This window comes from [Pseudopropionibacterium] massiliense (assembly GCF_900607225.1).
GTDB lineage: Bacteria > Actinomycetota > Actinomycetes > Propionibacteriales > Propionibacteriaceae > Arachnia > Arachnia massiliensis.
In genome coordinates, this window is sequence record NZ_LR027842.1 from 2,348,921 (window position 1) to 2,370,143 (window position 21,223).

A 21,223-nucleotide genomic window follows, 5' to 3' on the forward strand; every position below is an offset into this window, starting at 1 on the left:
GGGGACGGAATCAACCCCTGGAAGGCTCCACTTGCCTTATGTCGTTCCCACCGGGGCGGGTGGGGGCTCGATCCAGGTACGGGTGCCTTCGGTGACCCAGCGGGTGACGTGCCCGAGATGTTCGGCCGGTAGGTATCCGGCCCTGAGGTCCGCAACCGATACCGGCGATGCTCCGGTCAGGTCCGCGACCTCCGGGATCAGGTCGGTGATCACGGCCGCCAACGGCATCGCCAGGCTCTTCCGGTTGGCGACCAGCGTCGCCAGCACCTCCCCGTCGATTCCCCGCGCCACCACCACGAGCGGCCGATGCAGGGCGATGGGGATCATCAACTCTCGCATACTCACCCCCGTCCCCTCGATGACGAGCACGTGCGCGTTCTCGAGGTCGACGCGACCGTTCACGTCGGCGAACCCCGGATCGGCGAGTCCGATCTCCAGCCGTTCGCCTCTCGGTTCGGCCCCGAGGACGGGGCGCCGGACGCCCGGAGCGGGTAGGCCGTCGATCTCCGACTGGGTCAGGTATCCGGGCTCCTCCTCAATCGCGTCCTGCACGGGTTTCCCCTCCAACCGACGTCGACGTCGCACATCCAGCCAGACGGCCAGCGCCAGCAACGGCAGCCCGATCGCCAGCACCCACAGCAAACCACCCAGTTCACCCATGGGTCCAAGACTGCCATGTGGACCGGGCAGAGGCAGTGCGGCTAGACTGTGTCCGCCCCTATAGCTCAGCTGGCAGAGCAGTGGACTTTTAATCCATGGGTCGCGGGTTCGATCCCCGCTGGGGGCACGAGGGGGTCCGGTGGACCTGTGTCGGCTCCACCATCTGCGATTCTTGTTTCCCGGCCATGTTCTCCGAGAACGCCGCGACGATGTCACCGACGCCGATGAGGAAACGGGTGATCATCTCCACCTGCTCCGCGGACCACCCGGAGACGTGTTCGGCCAGCTTCTCATTGATGCGGGAGTACGCCTCGGTGAGCCGGTCAATCCCGGCGGCGTGGATGCGTACCGATCGGCGGTCGGCCGGATCCGGACGCCGCTCGATCCAACCATCCCGTTCGAGCCGGGCCAGGATACCGGTCATGGTCGCCACGTGCGTCCTCGTGCGGCGTGCCAGCTCGGTCGGGGTCCGCGGCCCCTCCTGGCTGAGCGCGTCGAGCACGGCGAAGTCGCCGTCCCTGAGCCCCAGCACCTCACCGACGACACGGTTGCTCGCCGCGAACGCGCCGTTCAGCCTTCGCAGCGCGAGAATCATCCGATTGGCCGATTGATCAGCCGACGCGGTTCCATTCACGGTTGCTCACTCCTCACGACGCGGGACATGGAGCCATTCCCGCACACCACGGCCGGACACGGCCCCGTGAGTGCGACGTTCGCGCCCCAGATTATACGAATTACATATAGCATGAGGCTTATTCACAGGATGCTGGTTGAGCCAGCTCGTGAGCGCCAGCGAACGGCTGTGTCGAAACCACCACGCGGCCGAGAAACACACTCGGACCCCGGATTCCTCAGACACCTATGGGGTGGTTTCGACTCGGACTGCTCCTTCGTCGCGGTCCGGCTCAACCAGCTTCGGAGAGGCCATGAACAAGCCTCCATGAACCTCATATCAGGTGAGTGCGGCTCCGCACGGTGCACGCGCCGCGACGGCCCGCGGAGGAGCCCGCGATTCATCGCAGTTCAATGCAGACGTTTCGGCACCCCGGATGTGTTGCAGACGGCGGACTCCCACACCGAGCCGAAAGCTGGTCGTCGCCCTCTCTGCGTGTACGCACGGGATCAGCGACGAGGACGCGGTCACTGCCGCGCGGTCAACGTGGCAGGCGGGCCACTGGGTGACGAGAACCCGCGGCGCGAGTCGAGAATCGGGGTGTACAGGACGGGCCGCCGCGGGCCACTGCCCCCTCTCGTCCCGGAACAGGGCCGACGGACGAGACCGCCTCGTCGAAGTTTCCTGTCGCGCCCCGGCGGTTCAGCGCGGCGACTCCCCCGGGAATCCCGGGATCGGCTCGAATCTCCTGGTGCGCAGCCTGAGGGCACTGAACCCCCATGCCACCACCGTGCACAGCACCACGGTGACGGCGAAGTGCCCGAGCCCGTCGGACAGGCTGTTGGCGGTGGGCGCGTCGAGGGCATGACCGGTCAGTTCACGGGTGGACCACAGGGGCATGAACCCGGCGTAGGAGCTGTCGGGATCGACGAGCAGCTGGACGGCCATCAGCGCCAGCAGCGCGAGGGCGCCCTCGAGCTCCCTGACGATCACCAGACTCACCACCGCACCCAACGGCGCCCCGATCAGCACGGTCACGACCAGCAGCAGCAACACCGCCCACATCCGGGGCAGGTTATCCAGGGTGAGGGCGACGACCCCGAAGTAGATCACGGCCAGGCCCAGCCCGACGGCGATCACGGCCATCAGTCGCCCGGCGAAGAGCGCCGAGGGCGAGGCACCCGCCACCACCAACCGCCTGTCCAGGTCGCGGGCGGCGATGAAGGTGAACAGCGACAGGGTCGCCACGGCCCAGCCGATGCCGATCGACAGGAACCGGATCGCCTGCCAGTGCACGTCGATGCGCACCAGGTAGAAGGCCAGCGGGAGCAGCAGGATGAACACCAGGGCCGTGAGGCGCCGGCTCATGTCCCGCAGGCTGGTGACGAACACGGCCCGGATCATCACAGCCCCTCCCTCGGGTGGAGCTCGATGACGTGGTCGACGTCGTCGAGATCGTGCAGCATGTGGGTGATCATGAGGATCCCGGCCCCGCGGTCGCGCCAGCGGAGCAGCTGGCTGCGGAAGATCAGGTAGGAGTCCTCGTCGAACCCCTGATAGGGCTCGTCGAGCAGGATGAGGTCGGGGCCGTCCAGTTCGGCGAGCACCACGTTGAGTTTCTGCCGGGTGCCACCCGAGAGCCGTGAGGCCACGACATCGCGACGCGGATGCCAGCCGAGCAGGGAGGCGAGCCGGCGTCCCGTCGCCCTGGCCCGCCGGGCCCCCATGCGGCTGGCCGCCCCGAACAGACGGAAGTGCTCGTCCGGGGTCAGCAGCGGGGCGACCCCTCCCAGTTGCGGGGCGTAACCGATGCGCGGAACCCGCTGGACCACACCGCGGGAGGGGCGGATCAGGCCGGCGCAGATCCCGAGCAGCGTGGACTTCCCGGAGCCGTTGGCGCCGACCACGGCGGCGATCTCACCGGCCCGCAGCTCTAGGTCGATGCCGCTGAGAATCTCGCGTCTCCCGTAGCTCTTCGAGACGGATCGCAGCCGCAGCACGACCTCTCCCGCACGCCGGTTCGCGCCGAGCGCCCGGGTCTCGGCGACATGGAGGGTCCTGACCAGGGTGGAGGCGTAGGCGACGGCCGGTCCGTACAGCTCCTGGGGGTCGCGGCCCGCATCCAGCGCCTCCGCCGCCGCGTCGCGGGCCAGCCCGTCCGCCTCGGCGCGGCCCAGACCGGCCTCGACGAGCTGCCCGGCCAGCATCAGTTCCCATTCCCCGGTCATCGCGTTGGCCCCTCGTCGCCGGTATCCGCCGCCGCCCCTGAGACGAGTCGCTCGACGGCGTCACGGAAACTCCGCCACTCGCCCCGGCGCCGCGACGCCTCCTCCGCCCCGAGGGGCGTCAGTTCGTAGTACTTGCGCACCGGTCCCAGCGTGCTGGGCACCCGGATCGAGCGCACGAGTCCCTGTTTCTCCAGGCGCAGCAGGGCCGGATAGAGCGTCCCGCCGGGAATCTCCCCGAATCCCGCCTCGGCGAGCCCCGCGGCCAGCCCGCGCCCGTACTCGCGTCCCCGGGCGAGGATGCCGAGCAGGCAGAGGTCGAGGAAACCGTGGATCCACTGCTGCCGGAAGCCGTCGAACATGCTTGGTAGCCTAGCTATCTACCGGTAGTAAGTCCAACTATCCACCTGTCGCGCGCAAACCACCACCGCCCTCGGGTGCGGGATCTCGGCCCACCCCGCCTTGCGGAACCGCTACCGGGCGGCCTCGCCCCGGTCGGCGAGCAGGGCCATTGACTCCTCCTCCACCGAACCGGGCCGGGCCATGTAGACGGTCAGGGCCAGGCCGTGGTCGGCCGCGATCGCGAGGACCTCGTAGGCGAGGGTGAGCTCCCCCACGACGGGATGGTTGAAGACCTTCACCCCGGTGCGGTGAATGCGGACGTCGTGGGCCGCCCACAGCCTCGAGAACTCCCCGCTGCGGGCGGAGAGCTCCCCGACGAGCTGGTGGAGTTCGGTGTCGTAGGGATTGCGACCGGCGGCGGTGCGCAGGTTCCCGACCAGCATGCCCGCGGCCTCCTCCCAGTCCCTGAAGAGTTCGTGCGCCGCCGGATCGAGGAACATGAAACGGGCCAGGTTCACCGGTTCCTGCGGTTCGCCGGCGAACACGGGAGGAAACAACGCCCGTCCCAGGGAATTGATGGCGAGCAGGTCGTGTTTGTCGTTCATGACGAACCCGGCCACTCCGCTCAGGGCGTCGACGATGCGGGCGATCCCGGGACGCAGCGCACCCTGCGGGATTCCCTCCTCCCGGATCCGCCTGGTCGAGGCCGTGTTGGCGAACCTCGCGAGGTCGTCCAGGTGGGAGCGTTCGGCGTCGTCGAGCCTCAGGGCGGTCGCGAGCGCCTCCAGCACGCCGTCCGAGACCCCGGACAGGTTGCCGCGTTCGAGCCTGGTGTAGTAGTCGGCGCTGATGCCGGCGAGCATCGCGACCTCCTCCCGGCGCAGGCCGGGCACGCGGCGGCGGTTGCCGACCGCGGGAAGGCCGATGTCCGACGGCTGGAGCCGGGCCCGGCGTGTGGACAGGAACTCACTCACCTCCGCCCTGTGATCCATGTCGGTCATGATACGAAATCAGCGCGGCGGCGAGGGAGGAATCAGCGATCTTCGCACCACCCGGAAGGCCCGCGACATCGGATATCGAACCTTCGCACGGGCGCACGGTCGCATCCGGGACGCCCGGTCCATGCCTGCATCACGAGCCCCACACCGGAGCACCCCGGCGCCGTCAGCCGGGTCGTCGACCCTCACGTCTCGACGTTGACCTCTCTCACCTCGGGAACGAACTGCTCCAACCAGTCCAGCATCGTCCGCAACGCGAGGCCGAGGTTCCCGAGCTGGCAGTGATTCCCGGCCGATTCGGCCTGCGTGAATACCCGAGCGGTCAGGGAACGCACCCCGGTGAGGGTGGCCATCTGGTCGTGGAGGTGTTCGATCGGGACGTAGTGGTCGGTGGCGCCGGCCATGAGCAGCACGTCCTGGGTCAGGCGGTGACTGTAGCGTGCGGTCCGGAACCGGAGGGTGGCGCGGATGAAGTCGAACGGGTCGTCCGCCCCCATGACCAGCTTCCCCTGCTGGACGCCCCAGCCGATCAGCGGATCCCTGGCGGCGATCCTATTCATCACCGCGTTGACCGCCCGCCTGCCGATGCCCAGCGGGACCATCCTCCGGAGCAACTCCCGCACCGGGGCCGGCGCGATCCGCGCGAGGGAACCGAAGAGGTCGGGTAGTACGTCGAAGCAGATGACCCGCGCAATTCTGGGTTCGAAGGCGGCGGCCCGCACGGCGAGCCCACCACCGAGGGAGCAGCCGATGACGGTCACGTCGTCGAGTGCGAAGTGATCCAGGACGGCCGCGGTCGGGCGTTCCCACTCGGGGATCATCGGGCTCCGAGTGGTCTCCAGCACCTCCCCCTGCCCCGGCCCGTCGAAGGCGATGACCTCGAATCCCGCGTCGCGCAGCACCAGCATCGGGCGGGTGAACTCCTCCAGGTAGCCGTCGAAACCGTTCATCAGCACGACGGTTCCCCGGCTTCTCCCCTCGGGGGCGAATCGAAGAACCGGGAGGTCGATGGTGCCGAACGGAACCGTGCCACGAGCCTCCGGCCCGATGCCGTACCAGGCGTTGGAGAGTTCGCGGAATCGCTTCCACCAGTCGTACCTGTGGGGATCCGAGGCGGAGGTCACGAACGCGGCGCCGCGGTAGCACATGGCGGCCCTCAGGAATTCGCCATCCGCCTCGGCCTGCTCGGCCAGCGGGACGAGTTCGGCAACCAGGGAGACAAAATCACGCACGTTCGGGGCCGCCTTCCTCAGTTGCCTCAGCAGCACCGGATCGCCGGAGAAGTGATAGAGGCGGTTGAGCTGGAAGTTGATGCTCGACTCGGGGTGGATCTGCTCGAAGCCGATCGGGAAGTCATTCACGGTCCAGGTGTGTCGCACGGGTTGCTCCCATCTCAAACAAAAACGATCGTTTCTATTTGAGAATATGCGGTCGATCCGTGTGACACAAACACGGCCCTCCCGGGCGGGCGTGTGACAAGGTGGATCCCATGCCCCGAGTGACCCAGGCCTTCCGCGACAGGCAGCGGGCCCGCATCTGTGTCGCGGCCGCCCACCGGTTCGCTCGCGTCGGGTTCCACGCCACGTCGATGGACGACATCATCGGCGAGACCGGGATGTCCTCCGCAACGGTGTACCGCTACTTCCCGGGGGGCAAGCAGGAGATCATCCGTGCGGTGTGCGCCCTGAGGATCGGGCGCGTGGTGGAGCAGCTCGACCAGCTGACCACGGATGCGAGGCTCCCGGGTGTGGCCGAGACGTTCGCGTCGGTCCTCGGGCTCCTGCACGACAGCGACACCGGAACCGATTTCAACACCTCCGCACGGATCGCGGTGAACGCCTGGTCGGAGATGCCACGTGACCCCGAACTGCGCGAGGCGATGCGGAACCACTTCCTCACCGTCAGGGACCACCTGGTGATCCTGGCGACGCGGTGGTCGGCGGAGGGAGTGGTCGGCTGTTCCCCGGATGTGACCGCCGAGATCCTTCTGCACACGGCGCTGGGCCTGATCGCCGAGGAGGCCATCCTCGGGGGAACCGACACCGCGGAAGCCGGGGAAAGAGTGCAGCACCTGCTGGAGAGACTTCCACCCGACGCGACCGCCCCACCGCGGTGAGGCGGTCGCGTGAGACATCATCGACCAGGCCCGTCCCCGGGCCGAGACCTTGATCACAACCCCCGCCTGCGCCCCCAACCGGAGGAACGCGCCGGCGGTTGCCCCACCGGCGGCGGTGTCATGCGCTTCCTGAATCGGCACGTCCAGAAGGACCCGCCACTCATCCAGTCGTTCCAGCAGCATGGCGTCGGTCACCTCGTCGGTGCGCAGCACCGGGACCGCCCCATGACCGCTCCACGCATGCAGCGCAACGGACTCGAACCGGGTCTCCTCGTCGACCCAGCTCACTTTCAGAGCAGCGTGTTTCCCGTCCGCGTGCCGAACAGGCAGGATCAGGGTGTACATCCCGTACATCGGCGGCCCCTCCCGGCGAAGATGCCACCCGTCGAGCACATCTGCCGCAGCACCCGGCAACGTCTCCAGCCAGTCCCGGGTGGCCCCTCCCTCTCTGCCCGGGATCACGGCAGAGAACTCACGTGAGATCTGGATCACTTCGACTCTCGCATTCCGGAGTGCTCGAAGGCAGCACCATCACCCACCCACATGACTCCAGTGTCGCCATTCCCACAGGACGCGCCCGCTCGCGTTCCCGATGGCGAGCGAGGGCGCATCGGCAAGGTCGATCGCGACGTCCAGGTGGTTGCTCCCGTCCCTCGCGCCGGCGCGGTAGGTGTAGCGGGTGTTCTCCAGGTGCAGGGGCGTCGTGGTGGCGGTGACGAGCCAGGGATTGCGGCGCCGCAGCCCGATGAGGTCCTGGTGGGCGCGATGGATGTCCCGACCCCAGTCCGCCAGCTCCGAGGGGGTGTCCGGGAAGGCCGGCCGGATGGCGTCGTCCCCGTCGACCCGTTCTTCATGACTACGCCCTGTGGGGCTACTTCGGTTTCATCGACGCGGCCGCCCTGCGATGGGTCGACAACGGCTGCCCGGAGGAGGACCGGTGGGCCCTCATCGACGCCGCGCTGGGCGCCCTGGAAGGAGCTCTCGGCGACTGGGCCGCGTGATCCCGGTCCCTTCCGGGCCGGCCCGGTCAGTCCTCCAGGAGGTCGTGGACCACGACGGAGAACTCCCCCCTGCCGATCGCATCCGTCAACGCGTCGACCTCCGGGGTCAGGACCCGGTCCTCACCCAGCGGCATGACCCGAGCCCGGAGCTGTTCGTGGATGCGCGCCGATCCCGTCCCCAGCGACAGTCCTCGCATTCGTTCCTCCAGCAGGTGGATGCCCTGTCCGCTGATGATGAACAGGACCGCCAGGAGCTGGTCGAAGCGGCGGCTGTTGGCCCGCAGGCCGTTGACCGCGGCCATCGCCATGGTGTGGAAGTCCTCCTGGCCACCCTTGAGGGGGAAGGACAGGGCCCCGACGGGGTTCGCGAGCAGCTGGATCTCGGGGATCAGGGCGGCCGCACTGGTGTGCAGCAGGAGCATGCCGGAGTTGAGGCCGGGTTCCCCTCCGCTCAGTCCGGCGGGAAGCCCGTGGCTCCAGCCGTCGTGCAGCAGCCGGGCCGCCAGGTCCTTGGTGAGCACCGCCAGCCGCGCCAGGCAGCTGTTCACCGACTGCGCCGCGTGCCCCAGCACCGTCGCGTCCCAGTTGCCGCCGGAGAGGAACTCGTAGCTCTCGCCCGTGTGGTCCGGGATGAGCATCGGGTTGCAGGTCGAGGAGTTGGCCTCGCGGGTGACGTCCTCCCGGGCCCGTTCCAGTTCCCGCAGGATGACGCCGATCTGGTGCGGCACCGACCGGACCGAGGTGGCGTCCTGGATGCGCGGGGCGCTCTCCCCTGCTCGGCGCCTGCCCTCGTCCGTCGCCCACTGGCTGTCGCCGATGAGCCTCAGGATCAGGTCATTGGCCTGCATCTCCCAGGGCATGTGGCGTTCGGCGTGGATCCGCGGGTCGAAGGCGTTGCGTTCCACCCTGGCGGCCTCGCAGAACAGCGCGAACGCGCCCAGGAAGGTCTCAACCTGCCGGTAGACCTCCTCGACGGCCAGCGCCAGGTGGGCCGTCAGCACGGCCGATCCCGAGATCAGCGCGATCGCCTCCCCCGGTGCCAGCTGGAACTCGACGTCTCGTCCCATGGCCGCCCACGCCCGGGGTGCGCAGCGTTCCGCACCGTCGTCGCCACACACCCTTCCCGCCACGTCCCCGGTCAGCGCCAGCCCGGCGGCCGCCATGGGTTGGAGGTCGCCGGTGCCCATGGAACCGGTGCCGGGCATCACCGGGACGAGCCCCAGGTTGACGGCGTCGTTCATCCGCTCGACCAGTTCTGGACGGGCCCCGGAGGTGCCCCTGGCGAGGCAGTTAGCGCGGATGATCAGGGCCAGCCGCGACACCCGGCGCGGCAGCGCCTCGCCCAGGCCGGTGCTGTGCGAACGCAGCACGTTGACCTGGAAGCGCAGCTGTTCCTCGGGCTCCAGCCGCCGGTCCTTGAACGGCCCGAGTGCCTGGTTCCAGCCGTAGGCCCTCATCCCGGGGTTCGATTCCAGGATTTCCAGCCCCGCCTCCCGGGCGCGCTGCATGTGGCTGCGTGACACGGGGTCAAGGGCGACCTCCACGTGTTCGGTTTTCAGGGCCGAGGCCAGGTCGCGCCAGGTCAGGGAGGCGCCGTTGAGGGTCAGTCGGAGCGGCCTGCTCCCTGCCCGGGAGCGTTTCTCGGGGGTCTCATGCCTGTGCACGGGTTCCGCCGTCCGGGGTTTCCCGGCGTTCCGGGAGGTATTTCAGGAACTCGATGCCCATGATCTCCTCGCACTCCCCGACGGCGACGCGGTCCACCGCCGAGGAGGACAGCGGCAGTTTCGTGGCGTCCACCTTCACCAGGGTCACCTCGCATCCCTCGGTGGCGTCCTTCACCGCCAGCGGCAGCCCGGTGTCCCTCCGGAGGATGACGATGGTGTCCGGGTAGGTGGCCACGCGCCCGCCGGGGCCGTCGATGGCCATGTACTCGTTGAGATAGGGGACGGTGTGCTCACCGATCCGGAAGGTTCCGTGGTCCCAGCCGCCTCTGGTGACGAGCTCCACCTCGTGGGCGAGCGGTCCCTCGTCGACGACCTCACCACCGAGGAAGTCCACAACCGTCCTGGTGACGCGTTTCCCGGCACGGGAACGGCCCGACCCGGTCTCCTCCATGGCCCTGCCGAGGTCGAGGGCCAGGGAGATCGCGCCCAGCGCGGCGTGTTCCTTCACCCAGCTGAGTTCGACGGGGTTACGGGCCGAGGCGATGAATCCTCCGGAGCGCACCGAGATGTCGCGCAGCACGTCGTCGCAGGTGTCGACGCGGCCGATGTTGATGCTCAGGAGGTGCCCGTGGAGGGCCCGGTTGCCGCCGGAGACCACCTGGATGGTTTCGTATCCCTCGCGGGTGGTCAGCCCGAGGGAGCCGAGTTTCCCGGTGGGGTGGGCGCGCACGTCGCCGGCCGCATCCAGGACCTTCACGCCGAGCACCGAGGACTGGATCCAGCCGTTGAGGGTGGTGGAGTAGCCGTTCTGCCCGGTGATGACGGCTGAGATGGGGTGTGGGGAGAGGTCGATCAGCTTTCTCAGCGCGTCGACGTAGTCGATGGGACGGATCTCCCAGTCGGGGGCGGCCGGGGCGCCGATCGCGGTGACGGTGGCCACCCAGGAGTCCTCCGGCAGTTCGTCGACGCCGGCCAGCACGGGACGGTTGAGGGTGGTGGCCATCCGCCCCATCAGCTCCCCGTGGTCCTGCCAGCCCCCGCCGCCGCAGGCGAGGACGCCCCCGCCGAGAACGGCCCAGCGGGCGTCATCAATGGTCAGTTCGCGCATGTCGGTTTTCCTTCGGGTCGGTGCGGGTCAGTTCCGGATCAGGGTGAGGGGTACGCCGTGCGCACCCGGTTCGTGGGATCGACGCACCGCGTCGAGGGCCTCCTCGTAGCCCGCGGTGGCGTGGCGGATGACCCCGAGCCCGGAGTCGAGGTCGAGGGCCTGGCGCAGCCTGGTTGCCGCCGCCCCGGTGCCGTCGGCGACGACGGTGAGCCCCGCCGACTGCATCCATCCGGAGTAGCCGCCGCCCCCGGAGTGCACCGCCACCAAGTCGGCACCGCCGGTGGCCAGCAGCATGGCGTCGAGGATGGGCCAGTCCGTCACGCCGTCGGAGTCGTCGCGCATGCCCTCGGTACCGATTCTGGGGTGGGTCATGCCGGCCGAATCCAGGTGGTCGCGGCTGAAGGCGACCGGCGCACTGATCCGTCCGTCGGCGACGGCCTCGTTGACGGCGAGGGCCAGGGCCGAGCGTTCCCCGTACCCGAGCCAGCAGGACCGGGCGGGCAGACCCTGGGTGGGGATGTGGCGGCGAGCCAACCCGATCCACCGGGCGATCTCGGGGCGTTCGGGAAACATCGTCACCGCCAGGTCGTCGACCACCGCGAGGTCGTGGTCGTCGCCTGAGAGGATCATCCAGCGGAAGGGTCCGATCCCACGGCTGAACAGTGGTCGCAGGTAGCCCTCCATGAAACCGGGGATCTCCGCGAAGACCCGCTGTTTCTCGGTTTCGTCGAGGACCTGGGCGGCCTGCACCCTGAGGTTGTTGCCGTTCTCGAACACCACCGACCCGCGACGGCCGAGTTCCAACATGGCCTTCACCTGGGCTGCCATGGAGGCGCGGGCGTCGCGTTCCACCTGCTCCGGGTCGCTTTCGCGGGTCTCGGCCCAGGCGTCGAGGGTGTAGCCGGAGGGCAGGTAGCCGTAGCGGGCATCGTGGGCGGCGGTCTGGTCGGTCACGATGTCGGGGCGTGCGCCGCGGGCGACCACGGCGGGGAACACGTCGGCGGCGTTGCCCAGCAGCCCGACGGCGACGGGGCGGCGTTCGGTGGTCGCCGCGGTGATCGTGGCGAGGGCGCCGTCGAGGTCGTCGAGCACCAGGTCGATGCCGCCGGCAGCCCGGAGCCTGGCCAGTTTCGCGGGATCGGCCTCCACCACCAGGGTGGACAACTCCAGCATCCGTGCCGAGATCGGCTGGGAGGAGCCCATGCCGCCCAGCCCCGCGGTGAGCACCCAGCGGTGTGGGGCGGCCGGTTCCCGGAAGTGCTTTTCCAGGGCGGTGCGCAGCAGTTCGTAGGTGCCTCCCAGCACGCCCTGCCGGCCGATGTACTGCCAGGCCGCGGCGGTCAGCCCGCCCCAGATCGTCTTGTGTTCCGCCAACCGGGAGTAGAACTTCTCCTCCGTGGCCCAGTTCCCGACGGTGTTGTTCACCGCCGAGACCACCATCGGGGCGGCGGCGTGGGTGTTCAGCACCGCCACGGGCCTGCCGGTCTGGAGCACCAAGGTCTGGTCCTCCTCGAGGCGTTGCAGGGCATCGGTGATCCGGTTGTAGGCGTCCCAATCCTTGACGGCCTTGCCGATGGATGCGTAGACGACCAGTTCCTCGGGTCTCTCCCCCACCTCGAGGACGTTCTCCAGCAGACGGAGCAGCGCCTCGGCCCGCCAGTTCCGACAGCGCAACTCGGTTCCCCTGCGGGCCGTGACGGTCATACGGTTCCTTTCCTTCAGTTCGTGAGGGCCACGTCCACGCCCCGCCTGAGGCCGACGAACGCCAGAGGGTTGGTGTCGGAGTGGAGCGTGCAGTTGGGTGCCACGATCAGGCGGTCCCCCGCGGCGCGGCGCGCCCTGACGACGTGCGCGGCCGCCTCGCTGGGGGTCCAGTAGAGGCTGGTGAGCTCGTCGATCCCGACCATCGGCACCCAGCCGTAGCGGCTCGTGGCCTCGGGAATGGTGGGTGCCGATGACGTGTCGGACCAGCTCAGCACCTCGACAGGATAGTCGGTGATCAGCTCCGGGTCGGCTTCCTCGCCGTGCAGGTGCGCGATCCGCACCAGCGACGGCGCGGCGGCAAGCACCTGGATGTCGTAGGGGGCCACCCAGTCGCGGAACTGTTCAGGGGTCAGACCGAAGCTGGTGGCGTCCCTGCTGGCCCCGTTGACGGCGACGAACAGACCATCGACACCGAGCCCGTCCAGCCCGGCCGCGTAGCGGGCCAGGACGTCGGCCACCCGGGAGATGGTGCGGTGCGCGAGCGCCGGATCCACCTTGAAATACTCGATGACGCTGCCGCCGAGTGCCCTGACGAGGGCCTGGGTGGGTGAGAACACCGTCTCGATGACGGCGGCCTCGGGGGCGGCGGCGCGGATCAGTTCCAGCACCTCGTGTTGCTTGGCGTGACTGTCGAGCGGCGCCCCGGGATCGGCCAGGACGTCGTCGAGCTGCGCGGGGTCGGTGATCTCCTCGAGCCCCTCGGGCAGGTCGATGCGGTAGTCGTGCATGACCTTGATGAAGTCCCAGTCGTAGTCGCGGTAGAACCTCAGGTGGGCATCAGCCACCTGTTGCGGGCTCCATCTCGCCGACCCGTAGTGCACCCAGGCCCCGACCGGGGGCCGGTCGGTGGTGCCACCCTGGGCGGCGGTCAGGAATCGGTCACGTTTGGTCGTCATCGTCGTCTCCGTTTCGTGTGGTGCGCCCCAGGTAGGCCTCCTGGACGCGCGGATTGTCCAACAGTTCTCCGGCCGGTCCCTCGAGCACGAGGTTCCCGGTGGCCAGCACGTAGCCGTGGTGGGCGATGCTGAGGGCCAGTTCCGCCTGCTGTTCGACCATGAGCACGGCCAGTCCCAGGTCGGTGTTCAACGCGGCGATGGTGTCGAGGACCTCGTCCACGAGGCGGGGTGACAGACCCATTGTCGGTTCGTCCATGCAGATCAGCCGGGGGCGGCTCATGAGTGCCCGGGCGAAGGCGAGCATCTGCTGTTCCCCGCCCGACATGGTCCCGGCCGCCTGGCGCCGTCGCTGCCCGAGGCGGGGGAAGCGGTCGTACTGGGCCGCCAGGTCGTCGCGGATGCCGGTTCTGTCGCGCCGCGTGTAGGCGCCCATCAGGAGGTTCTCCTCCACGGTCATGGGTGCGAAGATGCGGCGCGCCTCGGGCACCGAGGCGATGCCCGAGGCCACCCTGCGTGACGTCGGCCAGGTGGTGATGTCCTGCCCGTCCAGCAGCACCCTGCCCCGTTGGGGGCGAACCAGACCCAGGATGGTCTTCATCGTGGTGGACTTGCCGGATGCGTTCCCGCCGAGCAGCGAGACGATCCGCCCCTTGGGGACCGTCAGGTTCACCCCGTTGAGGGCCTTGGCCTGTCCGTAGCTGACCTCGATCCCCTGCAGTTCCAGCAGCGTCTCAGGCATCGTCTCCTCCTTCCCGGTCATTGCGTGCCCGTTCCTCGCGGGCGCGGCGGCGTGCGTCCTCCGGCCTGCCGAGGTAGGCCTCGATGACGGCAGGGTCGTTCCTGACCTGTTCGGGCGGTCCCGAGGCGATCACGTGGCCGTCGTCCATCACGAGCACGTGGTCGGACAGTGTCATGACCAGGTCGAGTTTGTGCTCCACGAGCAGGATCGACTGCCCCGCCGCCTTGAGGCGGAGAAGTTGTTCCAGCATCTCGGCGGTCTCGGACTGGTTCATTCCCGCGGTCGGTTCGTCGAGGACCAGCAGGGTTGGGTCTCCCGCGAGGGAGCGGGCAATCTCGGTGCGACGCCGGTTCGCGTAGCTGAGGGTGTGGGCAAGGTCGTCGGCGCGGTCACCGAGGCGTTCGGGGAACCTGTCGATCCCGGCCGTCACTCGCTGCCTGATTCTTTCGCGTTCCTTCCTGACCCCGGGTAGAGGCAGCAGCGCCGCGAGCACCTCACCGAGCAGCGGCAACCAGCCGAGGGACCAGCGCAGGACGGGGATCTCCGCCAGGTGTTTCAGGGGACGGTGGGCCTTCAGGTCGCGGTGCAGGCCGACGGAGATGTTCTCCGCGACGGTCAGATTCCCGAAGACGCGACCGTTCTGGAAGGTCCGCAGCACCCCGGCCGTCGCGACCTCCTCGGGATGACGGGCCGCCACCGCGTGGCCTCGGATCGCGATCTTCCCGGAGTTTGGCCGCAGCACCCCCGTCACCAGGTTGAGGGTGGTGGTCTTGCCCGACCCGTTGGGTCCGATGATCGCCACGGTCTGTCCCGGGGCGACCTCCAGGTCGACGCCGGCGACGGCATGGACCCCCTCGAAGTGGCGGTGCAGACCGGTTGCTTTCAGCACGGGCGTGGTGGGTGTGGTCATCATGCTCTCCTCGTCCACAGTCCCTGGGGCAGGAAACGGATGATCGCGATCACGACGACCCCGTAGAGCAGGATGCGCACGTCGGGAGCCAGGCGCAGCGCCTCGGGCAACCCGACCAGGGCCAGGGAGCCGAGCACCGCCCCGAAGGGGGAGTTCATCCCGCCCAGCACGACGATCGTCAGCACCAGCACGGACATCTGGACGGTGAACACCGTCGGGTCGAGGTAGTTGTACTGGTGCGCCAGCAGTGCCCCCGCGATCCCCGCGAAGAAGGCGGCCAGCGCGTAGGCGAGTGCCTTGTAGCCGCGGGTGCGCAGCCCCAGGGAACGCGACGCGATCTCGTCGGAGCCGACGGCGGCCAGGACGTTGCCCAGGTGGGAGGAACGGATCCTGAACACGACGAACAGCGTGATCGCGAGTATCACCAGGTCGAGCTGGTAGTGGTCCTCGGCCACCAGCAGCCGCAACCCGAGGATCTCCGGGGCGGGGATGCCGGAGAGCCCGTAGGCGCCCTTGGTGACCGCATCCCAGCCGCGGATCACCGACAGCACGATGTAGCCGAGGGCCAGGGTCGCCATGGACACGTAGTGGCCGTCGAGCCTCCAGATCGGCAGGGTCACCAGGGTGGCCAGCACTGCCGCGATCACCCCGGCCAGCAGCAGGGCCACCAGGAAGGGCAGGTTCAGGCGCATCACCAGCAGCGCGGATGCGTAGGCGCCGATGGCGACGGGCGCCGCCTGTCCGAGGGAGATCTGTCCGGTTGATCCGGCCAGCAGCGTCATGGGGACCGCGATGATGGCGTAGATCGCCACCTGGGTGCCGACGGAGCTGGGCACCGGACCGCCCAGCAGCGGCACCGCCAGGCCCGCGACCAGGGCGAGCAGCACCCAGTGCCACCACACCAGCCTGGGTGGGCGGCCGGCCCCGAGGAAGGTGCCGGTCATGGGTTCGGATGCGACGGCGTGCCGGGAACCGAACAGCCCGTGGGGTCGCAGCAGCAGCACCAGCAGAAAAGCGCCGAAGATGAACAGGTCCCGGGCACCGCCGCCGAACTGGTAGATGCCGAGCGCCTCCAGCAGGCCGATCACGAACCCGCCGGCCACGGCGCCGACGATGGATCCCAGGCCTCCGACCGCTGCGGCGATGAAGCCGACGGTTCCGGTGAAGGAGGCCGAGTAGGGCGAGATGACACCCGCGTACATGCCGAAGAAGATTCCCCCGATCCCACCCAGGCAGGAGGCCAGCAGGAAGGACAGGTTCTGGACCCTTTTCACGGGAATCCCCATCTGGCGGGCGGCGTCCGGGTCGGAGGCGGTGGCGCGCACGGCCAGACCGTCGCGCCCGAACCGCAGCCACGCCCACAGGGCCAGCATCGAGGCGATGGTGAAGCCGAAGGCGACCGCGTCGGAGGTGCCGAGTCTGACCCCGCCGACGGGCAGGTTGTCGGTCGGCAGCGGGGCAGGGTACTCGCGAGTGTCGGCCGTGAACAGGATCTGGCTCAGGTTGTCGAGCACCATGGAGGCGGCGAAGGTGGCGAGCAGCGCCGCGATCGGGGGCGCCTTGATCAGGGGACGTACCGCGGTGAGGTTGACGACCCAGCCGATCAGGGCGCTGGAGGCGGCCACCGCCAGCAGTGCCAACCACCACGGCCACCCGCACACGTCGATGAACCACCAGCCGAGCATCGCGCCGAAACCGACGATGGAGCCCTGGGCGAAGTTGACCACGCCCGTGACGCCGAAGATCAGGGAGATGCCGACGGCGACCAGCGCGTAGACGTTGCCGTGGACGAGTCCCGAGACGATCGTGTCGATCATGAGGCCTCCGCCGGCACGTAGCTGCCGTTCTTGACTGTGACGGGCAGGAGTGTGACGTCGCCGGGGCGGCGATCGGCGGAGAACTCGAACTCCCCGAACTGCACGGTGCTCCACCTGCCGCCGTCGGAAAGGGCCTTGAAGACACCCTCCCGGGTGGCGCCGCCACGCCGGACCGCCTCGACCAGCACGTTGAGGGCGTCGTAGGCGTAGGCGGAGAAGGTACTGGGGTCGTGCCCGAACCTGTCCTTGAACCGCTTGTTGAAGTCGACGACCGCCGGGGAGTCGTTGCCGATCAGGAAGTTCTCGATGATGATCGTTCCCTCCGCGGCGGATCCTGCGGCCTCCAGGAACTGCGGGGTGTTCTGGCCGCCGAAGAACTGGCCCGTGAAACCGATCTCCCGCAGCTGCCGCACGATGCGCGCGCCGTCGGGTCCGTAGCCGAGGTGGACGACGGCCTGCGGTCCGGCGTCGCGGGCCTTGATCAGGACGGGACGGTAGTCCTCGGAGTCGGGTTGGATGGGTGACTCGTATGCGATCTCCAGTCCGGCCTCCACGGCGGCCGCCTTGAAGATGTCGAAGGAGTTCTTGCCCCAGTCGCTCTCGAGGTAGACCAGCGATATTTTCTGATATTTGGCGGCGATCCACTGGGCGGCGCGGGTCTGGTAGAACTCCTGGGTCAGGGATGTGGACCACATGTGGTCGCCGCCCTTGGTGAAGTCGGGGTTGGAGTTGGTGAAACCGAACTGCACGAGCCCCGCCTGCTGGTAGGTGGCCGACGCGGCCATCGAGGCCCCGGAGGAGAAGTCCCCCAGCTCCGCTATGACGGCGGCGTCGGCGACGAACTTCTGCGCGATCGGCACCGATTGTTTCGGGTCGGACTGGGAGTCCTCCCATTTCAGTTCCACCTTGCGGCCGTCCACTCCCCCGGCTGCGTTGAGTTCCTCGAGGGCCAGGTCGAAGCCCTCCTGCCAGTACTGGCCGTACTCGGCGCTGGCCCCGGTTCTCGGTCCCGAGACCCCGAAGATGACCGCCCCGCCCTGATCGGCGGCGCCGCTCCCGGACGCGCCGGCCCGGGAGAGGGCGCTGCAGGCACTCAATGCCGCGAATACGGGAATGGCTCCGACCAAGGCACGGCGGGATAGATTTCTGGGCATGGCAATACTCATTTCTGGGCAGGGTTGAACATCGCCGGAAATGGACGGCGAATTGGAAAGCGAAAACCAAACGGAGAACCGCTTCAGGAGGACGAAATCAGCCACCTCGGAAATCGGGGATGGGCGACGAGCCGGCCGCGCTCAGGCGACCCTCGGGCTCAAGAAGCCTGGCCGAAAAGGATCAACAGGGACGACAACAACACATGCAGGCAGGGCAGAACACGACCGGGCCGGTCAGGATCGCTGCATGCTGCATGATTGCTCCCATGGTTGATGGACTGTTTCCAACCTATGTCCTTGTTGACCTGCTGTCAATTCATTCCAGAATACGAGAAACCACGCCCGCGAAGACCGATTCGGCCCGGATTCCTCCATGTCATCGCCGACCGGAGAACCCCCGATGATGACCCTGGTGGCCGTGGTGACAGTGACGATGCTGATCAGCTCAACCGACGAGTCGTCGATACGCGGCTCGGGCTTTCATGGCGTGGATGATCTCGACTTCGCCGTCGTCCTAGAGCAGGACGACGATCTCCAGGAGGCGACCTGCTGTGTCCAGCCCGATCCGTGGCTCCCGTTGCGGACTCTCATCATCGAGCGGTCCACCAGCCAGCGCTGAGCGTGCGGCAGCGATGGCGTCCTCGTCACTGATGCCGTGCTTGCGTGCTGACGGCGAGACGATCACGCACGGGCCCATTCACGCACAGCGGTACGGATCGCCGTTGAGCGGTCGAGTCCTTCACGCTCCGCACGTGCCATCAACTCGCTCAACTCTTCATCAGAGAACCGGGTCGGCACCACCCGAGATGCTTTGCCCGCACGAGGGGGACGCCCCCACCGTCGCTGTAGCTCGTCGACTTCGTAGCCCGTTTCTGCCTCATCCGCCCAAGCCTGCACTTGCTCATCCGAGATTTCACGGCCTTGAATCATGTGCTTCCCCACAACAACCAGCGTATTACGTAATACGCAAAGAGGCAAGCTGTCCCTGTGGAAGGAGGACGTGTTTGGAGCCAGCAGACTGCTCAGCTCCGTCAGGAGGCATGGGAAAGTCAACCTCGGGGACGACTGCCTGATGTGGGCCGCCCACTACCATCGCTACGGCGGCCCCTCGGCCCTGGGAATCGTCCGGGAGTCCCGTCCGCGGAGGCCGGTTCGCCAACCTCGCTACGCCGCGACGGATCTGGCACGGGCCCACGGCGAACCCGGCCACAGACCCCCGGAAACCCGCGGCATGGTTTAGACACGGGCCGCTCGTTCCTCGCGGCCCGGCTCAACCAGCTTCACGGGAGGGTGTTGATCAGTCCTCCGGGTCCTCGGCCGCCACGAACCAGTGCACCTGGTAGGGATCGAGGCTGAGGGTTGCGGGGTCCAGATCCCAGGTCACGTCGTCGAGAAGCTCCTTGGCCCTGCTGCCGTAGGGGGTGCGCAACAGCCCCATGGGGATGCTGACCCTGTGTTCGGAGAGGTTGTAGAGCTGATACATGGGGCCGATCGGGTGGTCGCGGCGGATCGCCAACACCCTGTGGTCACCGACGTCGAGGATGCGCGACTCGTAGCCGGCGTGCAGCTGCGGGGTGGCGCGGCGCACGTCGAGCACGTGCCTCAGCCACGCGTTGACGCGCGCCTGGGCGGAGTCGGGGTTCTCGGCCAGCGCGGCCACGGCGTCCCAGTCCATGACGGGGCGGTGCACCCAGCGGTTGTCCTCGGCGTGCGCGGGGTCGTCGCCGTAGTGGTAGTCGTTGAGCATCGCCAGTTCGTCGCCCATGTAGATCAGCGGCACACCGCCGAACCCGCAGATCACGGCGTGCAGCATGTTGATGCGCGCCACGGCCAGGTCGATGGCCTCCTTGTCCTTCGACTCGAGGGCCACCTCCAGTCCGGCGAGGGAGGCCAGGGTGCCGGAGATGCGCCGGTCGCCGGTGACGGGGTTGGCCTGGAACACCAGGCCGCGGGCGAACGATTTCGGGAACTCCCCGGAGTAGAAGTCGGACAGGAACCGGCGGTGCTCGGCCCCGTTGATGCCGACCGCGGCGGCGTCGCGATCGTCCACGGCCCAGCCGATGTCATCGTGGCAGCGCACGTAGGTTCCCCAAGTGGCCGTCGGGGGTTTCGCGGGGAACCGTTCGAGGGCGTAGCGCAGCAGCGTCACATCGCGACTGGCCAGCGCCGACCACAGCTGGGCCATCAGCGAGTTGTGATAGGCCAGATCGGAGAGTTTCCCGTAGTGGCGGCCCTGACCGAAGTAGGCGATCAGGTCGCGCGGGCCGACGATGGCCTCGGCCTTGAACACGACCGCCGGGGCCGCGATCCGCACCGCGGCCCGCAGCGCCTCCGCGAGTTCGTGGACGGGAGGTTCGTTCTGGCAGTCGGTGCCCATCTGTTTCCAGATGAAGGCTATGGCGTCCAACCGCAGCACCTCGACACCGTGGTTCGCGAGGTTGCAGATGATCTCCAGGTACTCGCAGAAGACGTCGGGGTTCGCCCAGTTCACGTCCCACTGGTAGTCGTTGAAGGTGGTCCACACCCAGCCTGCGAGCTCCTCGTCCCAGGTGAAGTTCCCGGGGGCGAAGTCCGGGAACACCTCGGGCAGGGTCTGTTCGTACTGGTCCGGGATGGTGCGGTCGGGGTAGATCATGAAGTAGTCGCGGTACTTCTGCTCGCCCGCCCGGGCGCGGCGGGCCCATTCGTGTTCCTTGGCGACGTGGTTGAGCACCAGGTCGACCACCAGCGAGATGCCGCGTTCCCGCAGCCCCTTCGCCACCTCCGCGAGATCGTCCATGGTTCCGAGGTCGCTGCGGATGGAGCGGTAGTCGGCCACCGCGTAGCCGCCGTCGTTGGCGCCCTCACGGGGTTGCAGCAGCGGCATCAGGTGCAGGTAGGTGACCCCGAGGTCGTGCAGGTAGTCGAGGTGTCCGAGGATCCCGTTCAGGGTGCCGGCGAACCGGTCCGTGTAGCAGACGTAGCCCGTCATGCCGGGTTGCTGCAGCCAGTCGGGGCGCAGCAGGCGTGCCTCGTCCAGCCTGCGCAGGTCGGCGGGACGCTCCTCGAGCGTCTTCTTCACGATTCCGCGCACCCGTTCCACCAGAGCGTCGGTCTTGTCTCCGTAGACGTTGCGCAGCGCCGTTGTCAGCTCATCTCCGTAGCGGTTCCACCGCAGTTCCAGGACGTCGTCAATGTCACCCATGGCGGCCAGCATAGCCGCAAACGGGGGTGATG

Annotated in this window: 20 protein-coding genes, 1 tRNA gene and 1 pseudogene; 5 read left to right on the top strand and 17 right to left on the bottom strand. The window is 68.3% G+C overall.

Going from position 1 to position 21,223, the window contains the following annotated elements; all coding sequences use genetic code 11:
• Positions 1-36: 36 nt before the first annotated feature.
• Positions 37-660, bottom strand: coding sequence for a hypothetical protein (locus E0E39_RS10445; protein WP_130874680.1), 624 nt, complete (start codon positions 658-660; stop codon positions 37-39).
• Between the two features lie 54 nt (positions 661-714).
• Here E0E39_RS10445 and E0E39_RS10450 point away from each other — a divergent pair.
• A tRNA-Lys gene (locus E0E39_RS10450) sits at positions 715-787 on the top strand.
• On the opposite strand, the gene E0E39_RS10455 is transcribed toward E0E39_RS10450, so the two are convergent.
• The gene (locus E0E39_RS10455) at positions 749-1,162 is read right to left on the bottom strand and encodes a MarR family winged helix-turn-helix transcriptional regulator (protein ID WP_245988473.1); all 414 of its coding nucleotides are present in this window, start codon (positions 1,160-1,162) and stop codon (positions 749-751) included. The two genes, E0E39_RS10450 and E0E39_RS10455, sit on opposite strands and share 39 nt — an antisense overlap.
• On the opposite strand from E0E39_RS10455, the gene E0E39_RS16405 reads away from it, so the two are divergent.
• A complete protein-coding gene (locus E0E39_RS16405) occupies positions 1,083-1,271 on the top strand; it encodes a hypothetical protein (RefSeq protein WP_245988277.1) in 189 nt (62 codons plus the stop codon). The genes E0E39_RS10455 and E0E39_RS16405 overlap by 80 nt on opposite strands.
• A gap of 704 nt (positions 1,272-1,975) precedes the next feature.
• Here the strand turns inward: E0E39_RS16405 and E0E39_RS10460 are convergent.
• From E0E39_RS10460 to E0E39_RS10480, 5 genes are all read right to left on the bottom strand, one after another.
• Positions 1,976-2,677 carry an ABC transporter permease gene (locus E0E39_RS10460; protein WP_130874681.1) on the bottom strand — a complete coding sequence of 234 codons (702 nt, stop codon included), beginning with the start codon at positions 2,675-2,677 and terminating at the stop codon, positions 1,976-1,978.
• Positions 2,677-3,501 (bottom strand): ATP-binding cassette domain-containing protein, encoded by an 825-nt coding sequence (locus E0E39_RS10465; RefSeq protein WP_130874682.1) that lies wholly within the window; start codon positions 3,499-3,501, stop codon positions 2,677-2,679. Before E0E39_RS10465 ends, E0E39_RS10460 begins: the two co-directional genes overlap by 1 nt.
• On the bottom strand, positions 3,498-3,860 hold the full coding sequence (locus tag E0E39_RS10470; RefSeq protein WP_130874683.1) for a PadR family transcriptional regulator: 363 nt from the start codon (positions 3,858-3,860) through the stop codon (positions 3,498-3,500). Before E0E39_RS10470 ends, E0E39_RS10465 begins: the two co-directional genes overlap by 4 nt.
• Before the next feature lie 111 nt (positions 3,861-3,971).
• The gene (locus E0E39_RS10475) at positions 3,972-4,832 is read right to left on the bottom strand and encodes a helix-turn-helix transcriptional regulator (protein ID WP_130874684.1); all 861 of its coding nucleotides are present in this window, start codon (positions 4,830-4,832) and stop codon (positions 3,972-3,974) included.
• 191 nt (positions 4,833-5,023) lie between these two features.
• The gene (locus tag E0E39_RS10480; protein ID WP_165444740.1) at positions 5,024-6,199 is read right to left on the bottom strand and encodes an alpha/beta hydrolase; all 1,176 of its coding nucleotides are present in this window, start codon (positions 6,197-6,199) and stop codon (positions 5,024-5,026) included.
• A 128-nt stretch (positions 6,200-6,327) separates the two neighbouring features.
• On the opposite strand from E0E39_RS10480, the gene E0E39_RS10485 reads away from it, so the two are divergent.
• The gene (locus tag E0E39_RS10485; RefSeq protein ID WP_130874686.1) at positions 6,328-6,954 is read left to right on the top strand and encodes a TetR/AcrR family transcriptional regulator; all 627 of its coding nucleotides are present in this window, start codon (positions 6,328-6,330) and stop codon (positions 6,952-6,954) included.
• An 87-nt stretch (positions 6,955-7,041) separates the two neighbouring features.
• Here the strand turns inward: E0E39_RS10485 and E0E39_RS16805 are convergent.
• The 9 genes and pseudogenes from E0E39_RS16805 to E0E39_RS10540 form a co-directional block, all read right to left on the bottom strand.
• Positions 7,042-7,446: pseudogene (locus tag E0E39_RS16805) on the bottom strand (aminoglycoside phosphotransferase family protein); the annotation flags it as partial.
• Positions 7,447-7,981: 535 nt separating this feature from the next.
• Positions 7,982-9,619 (bottom strand): HAL/PAL/TAL family ammonia-lyase, encoded by a 1,638-nt coding sequence (locus tag E0E39_RS10505; RefSeq protein ID WP_130874687.1) that lies wholly within the window; start codon positions 9,617-9,619, stop codon positions 7,982-7,984.
• The gene (locus E0E39_RS10510; protein WP_130874688.1) at positions 9,606-10,727 is read right to left on the bottom strand and encodes an S-methyl thiohydantoin desulfurase domain-containing protein; all 1,122 of its coding nucleotides are present in this window, start codon (positions 10,725-10,727) and stop codon (positions 9,606-9,608) included. Before E0E39_RS10510 ends, E0E39_RS10505 begins: the two co-directional genes overlap by 14 nt.
• Before the next feature lie 27 nt (positions 10,728-10,754).
• A complete protein-coding gene (locus E0E39_RS10515) occupies positions 10,755-12,431 on the bottom strand; it encodes a urocanate hydratase (RefSeq protein ID WP_130874689.1) in 1,677 nt (558 codons plus the stop codon).
• Between the two features lie 14 nt (positions 12,432-12,445).
• Complete coding sequence (locus E0E39_RS10520; protein ID WP_130874690.1) at positions 12,446-13,387, bottom strand: uroporphyrinogen decarboxylase family protein; 942 nt, start codon at positions 13,385-13,387, stop codon at positions 12,446-12,448.
• Entirely contained in the window at positions 13,371-14,126 is a 756-nt protein-coding gene (locus E0E39_RS10525) for an ABC transporter ATP-binding protein (RefSeq protein WP_130874691.1), read from the bottom strand. The genes E0E39_RS10520 and E0E39_RS10525 overlap by 17 nt, the downstream gene beginning before the upstream one ends.
• A complete protein-coding gene (locus tag E0E39_RS10530) occupies positions 14,119-15,036 on the bottom strand; it encodes an ABC transporter ATP-binding protein (RefSeq protein WP_130874692.1) in 918 nt (305 codons plus the stop codon). The genes E0E39_RS10525 and E0E39_RS10530 overlap by 8 nt, the downstream gene beginning before the upstream one ends.
• Positions 15,036-16,853, bottom strand: coding sequence for an ABC transporter permease (locus tag E0E39_RS10535; protein ID WP_130874693.1), 1,818 nt, complete (start codon positions 16,851-16,853; stop codon positions 15,036-15,038). The genes E0E39_RS10530 and E0E39_RS10535 overlap by 1 nt, the downstream gene beginning before the upstream one ends.
• Positions 16,850-18,007: an ABC transporter substrate-binding protein gene (locus tag E0E39_RS10540; RefSeq protein WP_130874694.1), complete on the bottom strand. Its 1,158-nt coding sequence runs from the start codon at positions 18,005-18,007 to the stop codon at positions 16,850-16,852. Before E0E39_RS10540 ends, E0E39_RS10535 begins: the two co-directional genes overlap by 4 nt.
• A gap of 373 nt (positions 18,008-18,380) precedes the next feature.
• Between E0E39_RS10540 and E0E39_RS15805 the strand changes: the two genes are divergently transcribed.
• Positions 18,381-18,626, top strand: coding sequence for a hypothetical protein (locus tag E0E39_RS15805; RefSeq protein ID WP_165444741.1), 246 nt, complete (start codon positions 18,381-18,383; stop codon positions 18,624-18,626).
• A 381-nt stretch (positions 18,627-19,007) separates the two neighbouring features.
• Complete coding sequence (locus tag E0E39_RS10555) at positions 19,008-19,247, top strand: hypothetical protein (protein ID WP_130874695.1); 240 nt, start codon at positions 19,008-19,010, stop codon at positions 19,245-19,247.
• Between the two features lie 57 nt (positions 19,248-19,304).
• Here the strand turns inward: E0E39_RS10555 and E0E39_RS10560 are convergent, their stop codons facing one another.
• Positions 19,305-21,191 carry an alpha-amylase family protein gene (locus E0E39_RS10560; protein WP_245988279.1) on the bottom strand — a complete coding sequence of 629 codons (1,887 nt, stop codon included), beginning with the start codon at positions 21,189-21,191 and terminating at the stop codon, positions 19,305-19,307.
• Between the last annotated feature and the right edge of the window lie 32 nt (positions 21,192-21,223).

Bases quoted from the DNA above. Each gene is read 5' to 3' on its own strand.
- E0E39_RS10445 (WP_130874680.1), bottom strand. From the start codon at position 660: ATGGGTGAACTGGGTGGTTTGCTGTGGGTGCTGGCGATCGGGCTGCCG.
- E0E39_RS16405 (WP_245988277.1), top strand. From the start codon at position 1,083: ATGGTCGCCACGTGCGTCCTCGTGCGGCGTGCCAGCTCGGTCGGGGTC.
- E0E39_RS10460 (WP_130874681.1), bottom strand. From the start codon at position 2,677: ATGATCCGGGCCGTGTTCGTCACCAGCCTGCGGGACATGAGCCGGCGC.
- E0E39_RS10465 (WP_130874682.1), bottom strand. From the start codon at position 3,501: ATGACCGGGGAATGGGAACTGATGCTGGCCGGGCAGCTCGTCGAGGCC.
- E0E39_RS10470 (WP_130874683.1), bottom strand. From the start codon at position 3,860: ATGTTCGACGGCTTCCGGCAGCAGTGGATCCACGGTTTCCTCGACCTC.
- E0E39_RS10475 (WP_130874684.1), bottom strand. From the start codon at position 4,832: ATGGATCACAGGGCGGAGGTGAGTGAGTTCCTGTCCACACGCCGGGCC.
- E0E39_RS10485 (WP_130874686.1), top strand. From the start codon at position 6,328: ATGCCCCGAGTGACCCAGGCCTTCCGCGACAGGCAGCGGGCCCGCATC.
- E0E39_RS10510 (WP_130874688.1), bottom strand. From the start codon at position 10,727: ATGCGCGAACTGACCATTGATGACGCCCGCTGGGCCGTTCTCGGCGGG.
- E0E39_RS10515 (WP_130874689.1), bottom strand. From the start codon at position 12,431: ATGACCGTCACGGCCCGCAGGGGAACCGAGTTGCGCTGTCGGAACTGG.
- E0E39_RS10520 (WP_130874690.1), bottom strand. From the start codon at position 13,387: ATGACGACCAAACGTGACCGATTCCTGACCGCCGCCCAGGGTGGCACC.
- E0E39_RS10525 (WP_130874691.1), bottom strand. From the start codon at position 14,126: ATGCCTGAGACGCTGCTGGAACTGCAGGGGATCGAGGTCAGCTACGGA.
- E0E39_RS10530 (WP_130874692.1), bottom strand. From the start codon at position 15,036: ATGACCACACCCACCACGCCCGTGCTGAAAGCAACCGGTCTGCACCGC.
- E0E39_RS10535 (WP_130874693.1), bottom strand. From the start codon at position 16,853: ATGATCGACACGATCGTCTCGGGACTCGTCCACGGCAACGTCTACGCG.
- E0E39_RS10540 (WP_130874694.1), bottom strand. From the start codon at position 18,007: ATGCCCAGAAATCTATCCCGCCGTGCCTTGGTCGGAGCCATTCCCGTA.
- E0E39_RS15805 (WP_165444741.1), top strand. From the start codon at position 18,381: ATGTCATCGCCGACCGGAGAACCCCCGATGATGACCCTGGTGGCCGTG.
- E0E39_RS10560 (WP_245988279.1), bottom strand. From the start codon at position 21,191: ATGGGTGACATTGACGACGTCCTGGAACTGCGGTGGAACCGCTACGGA.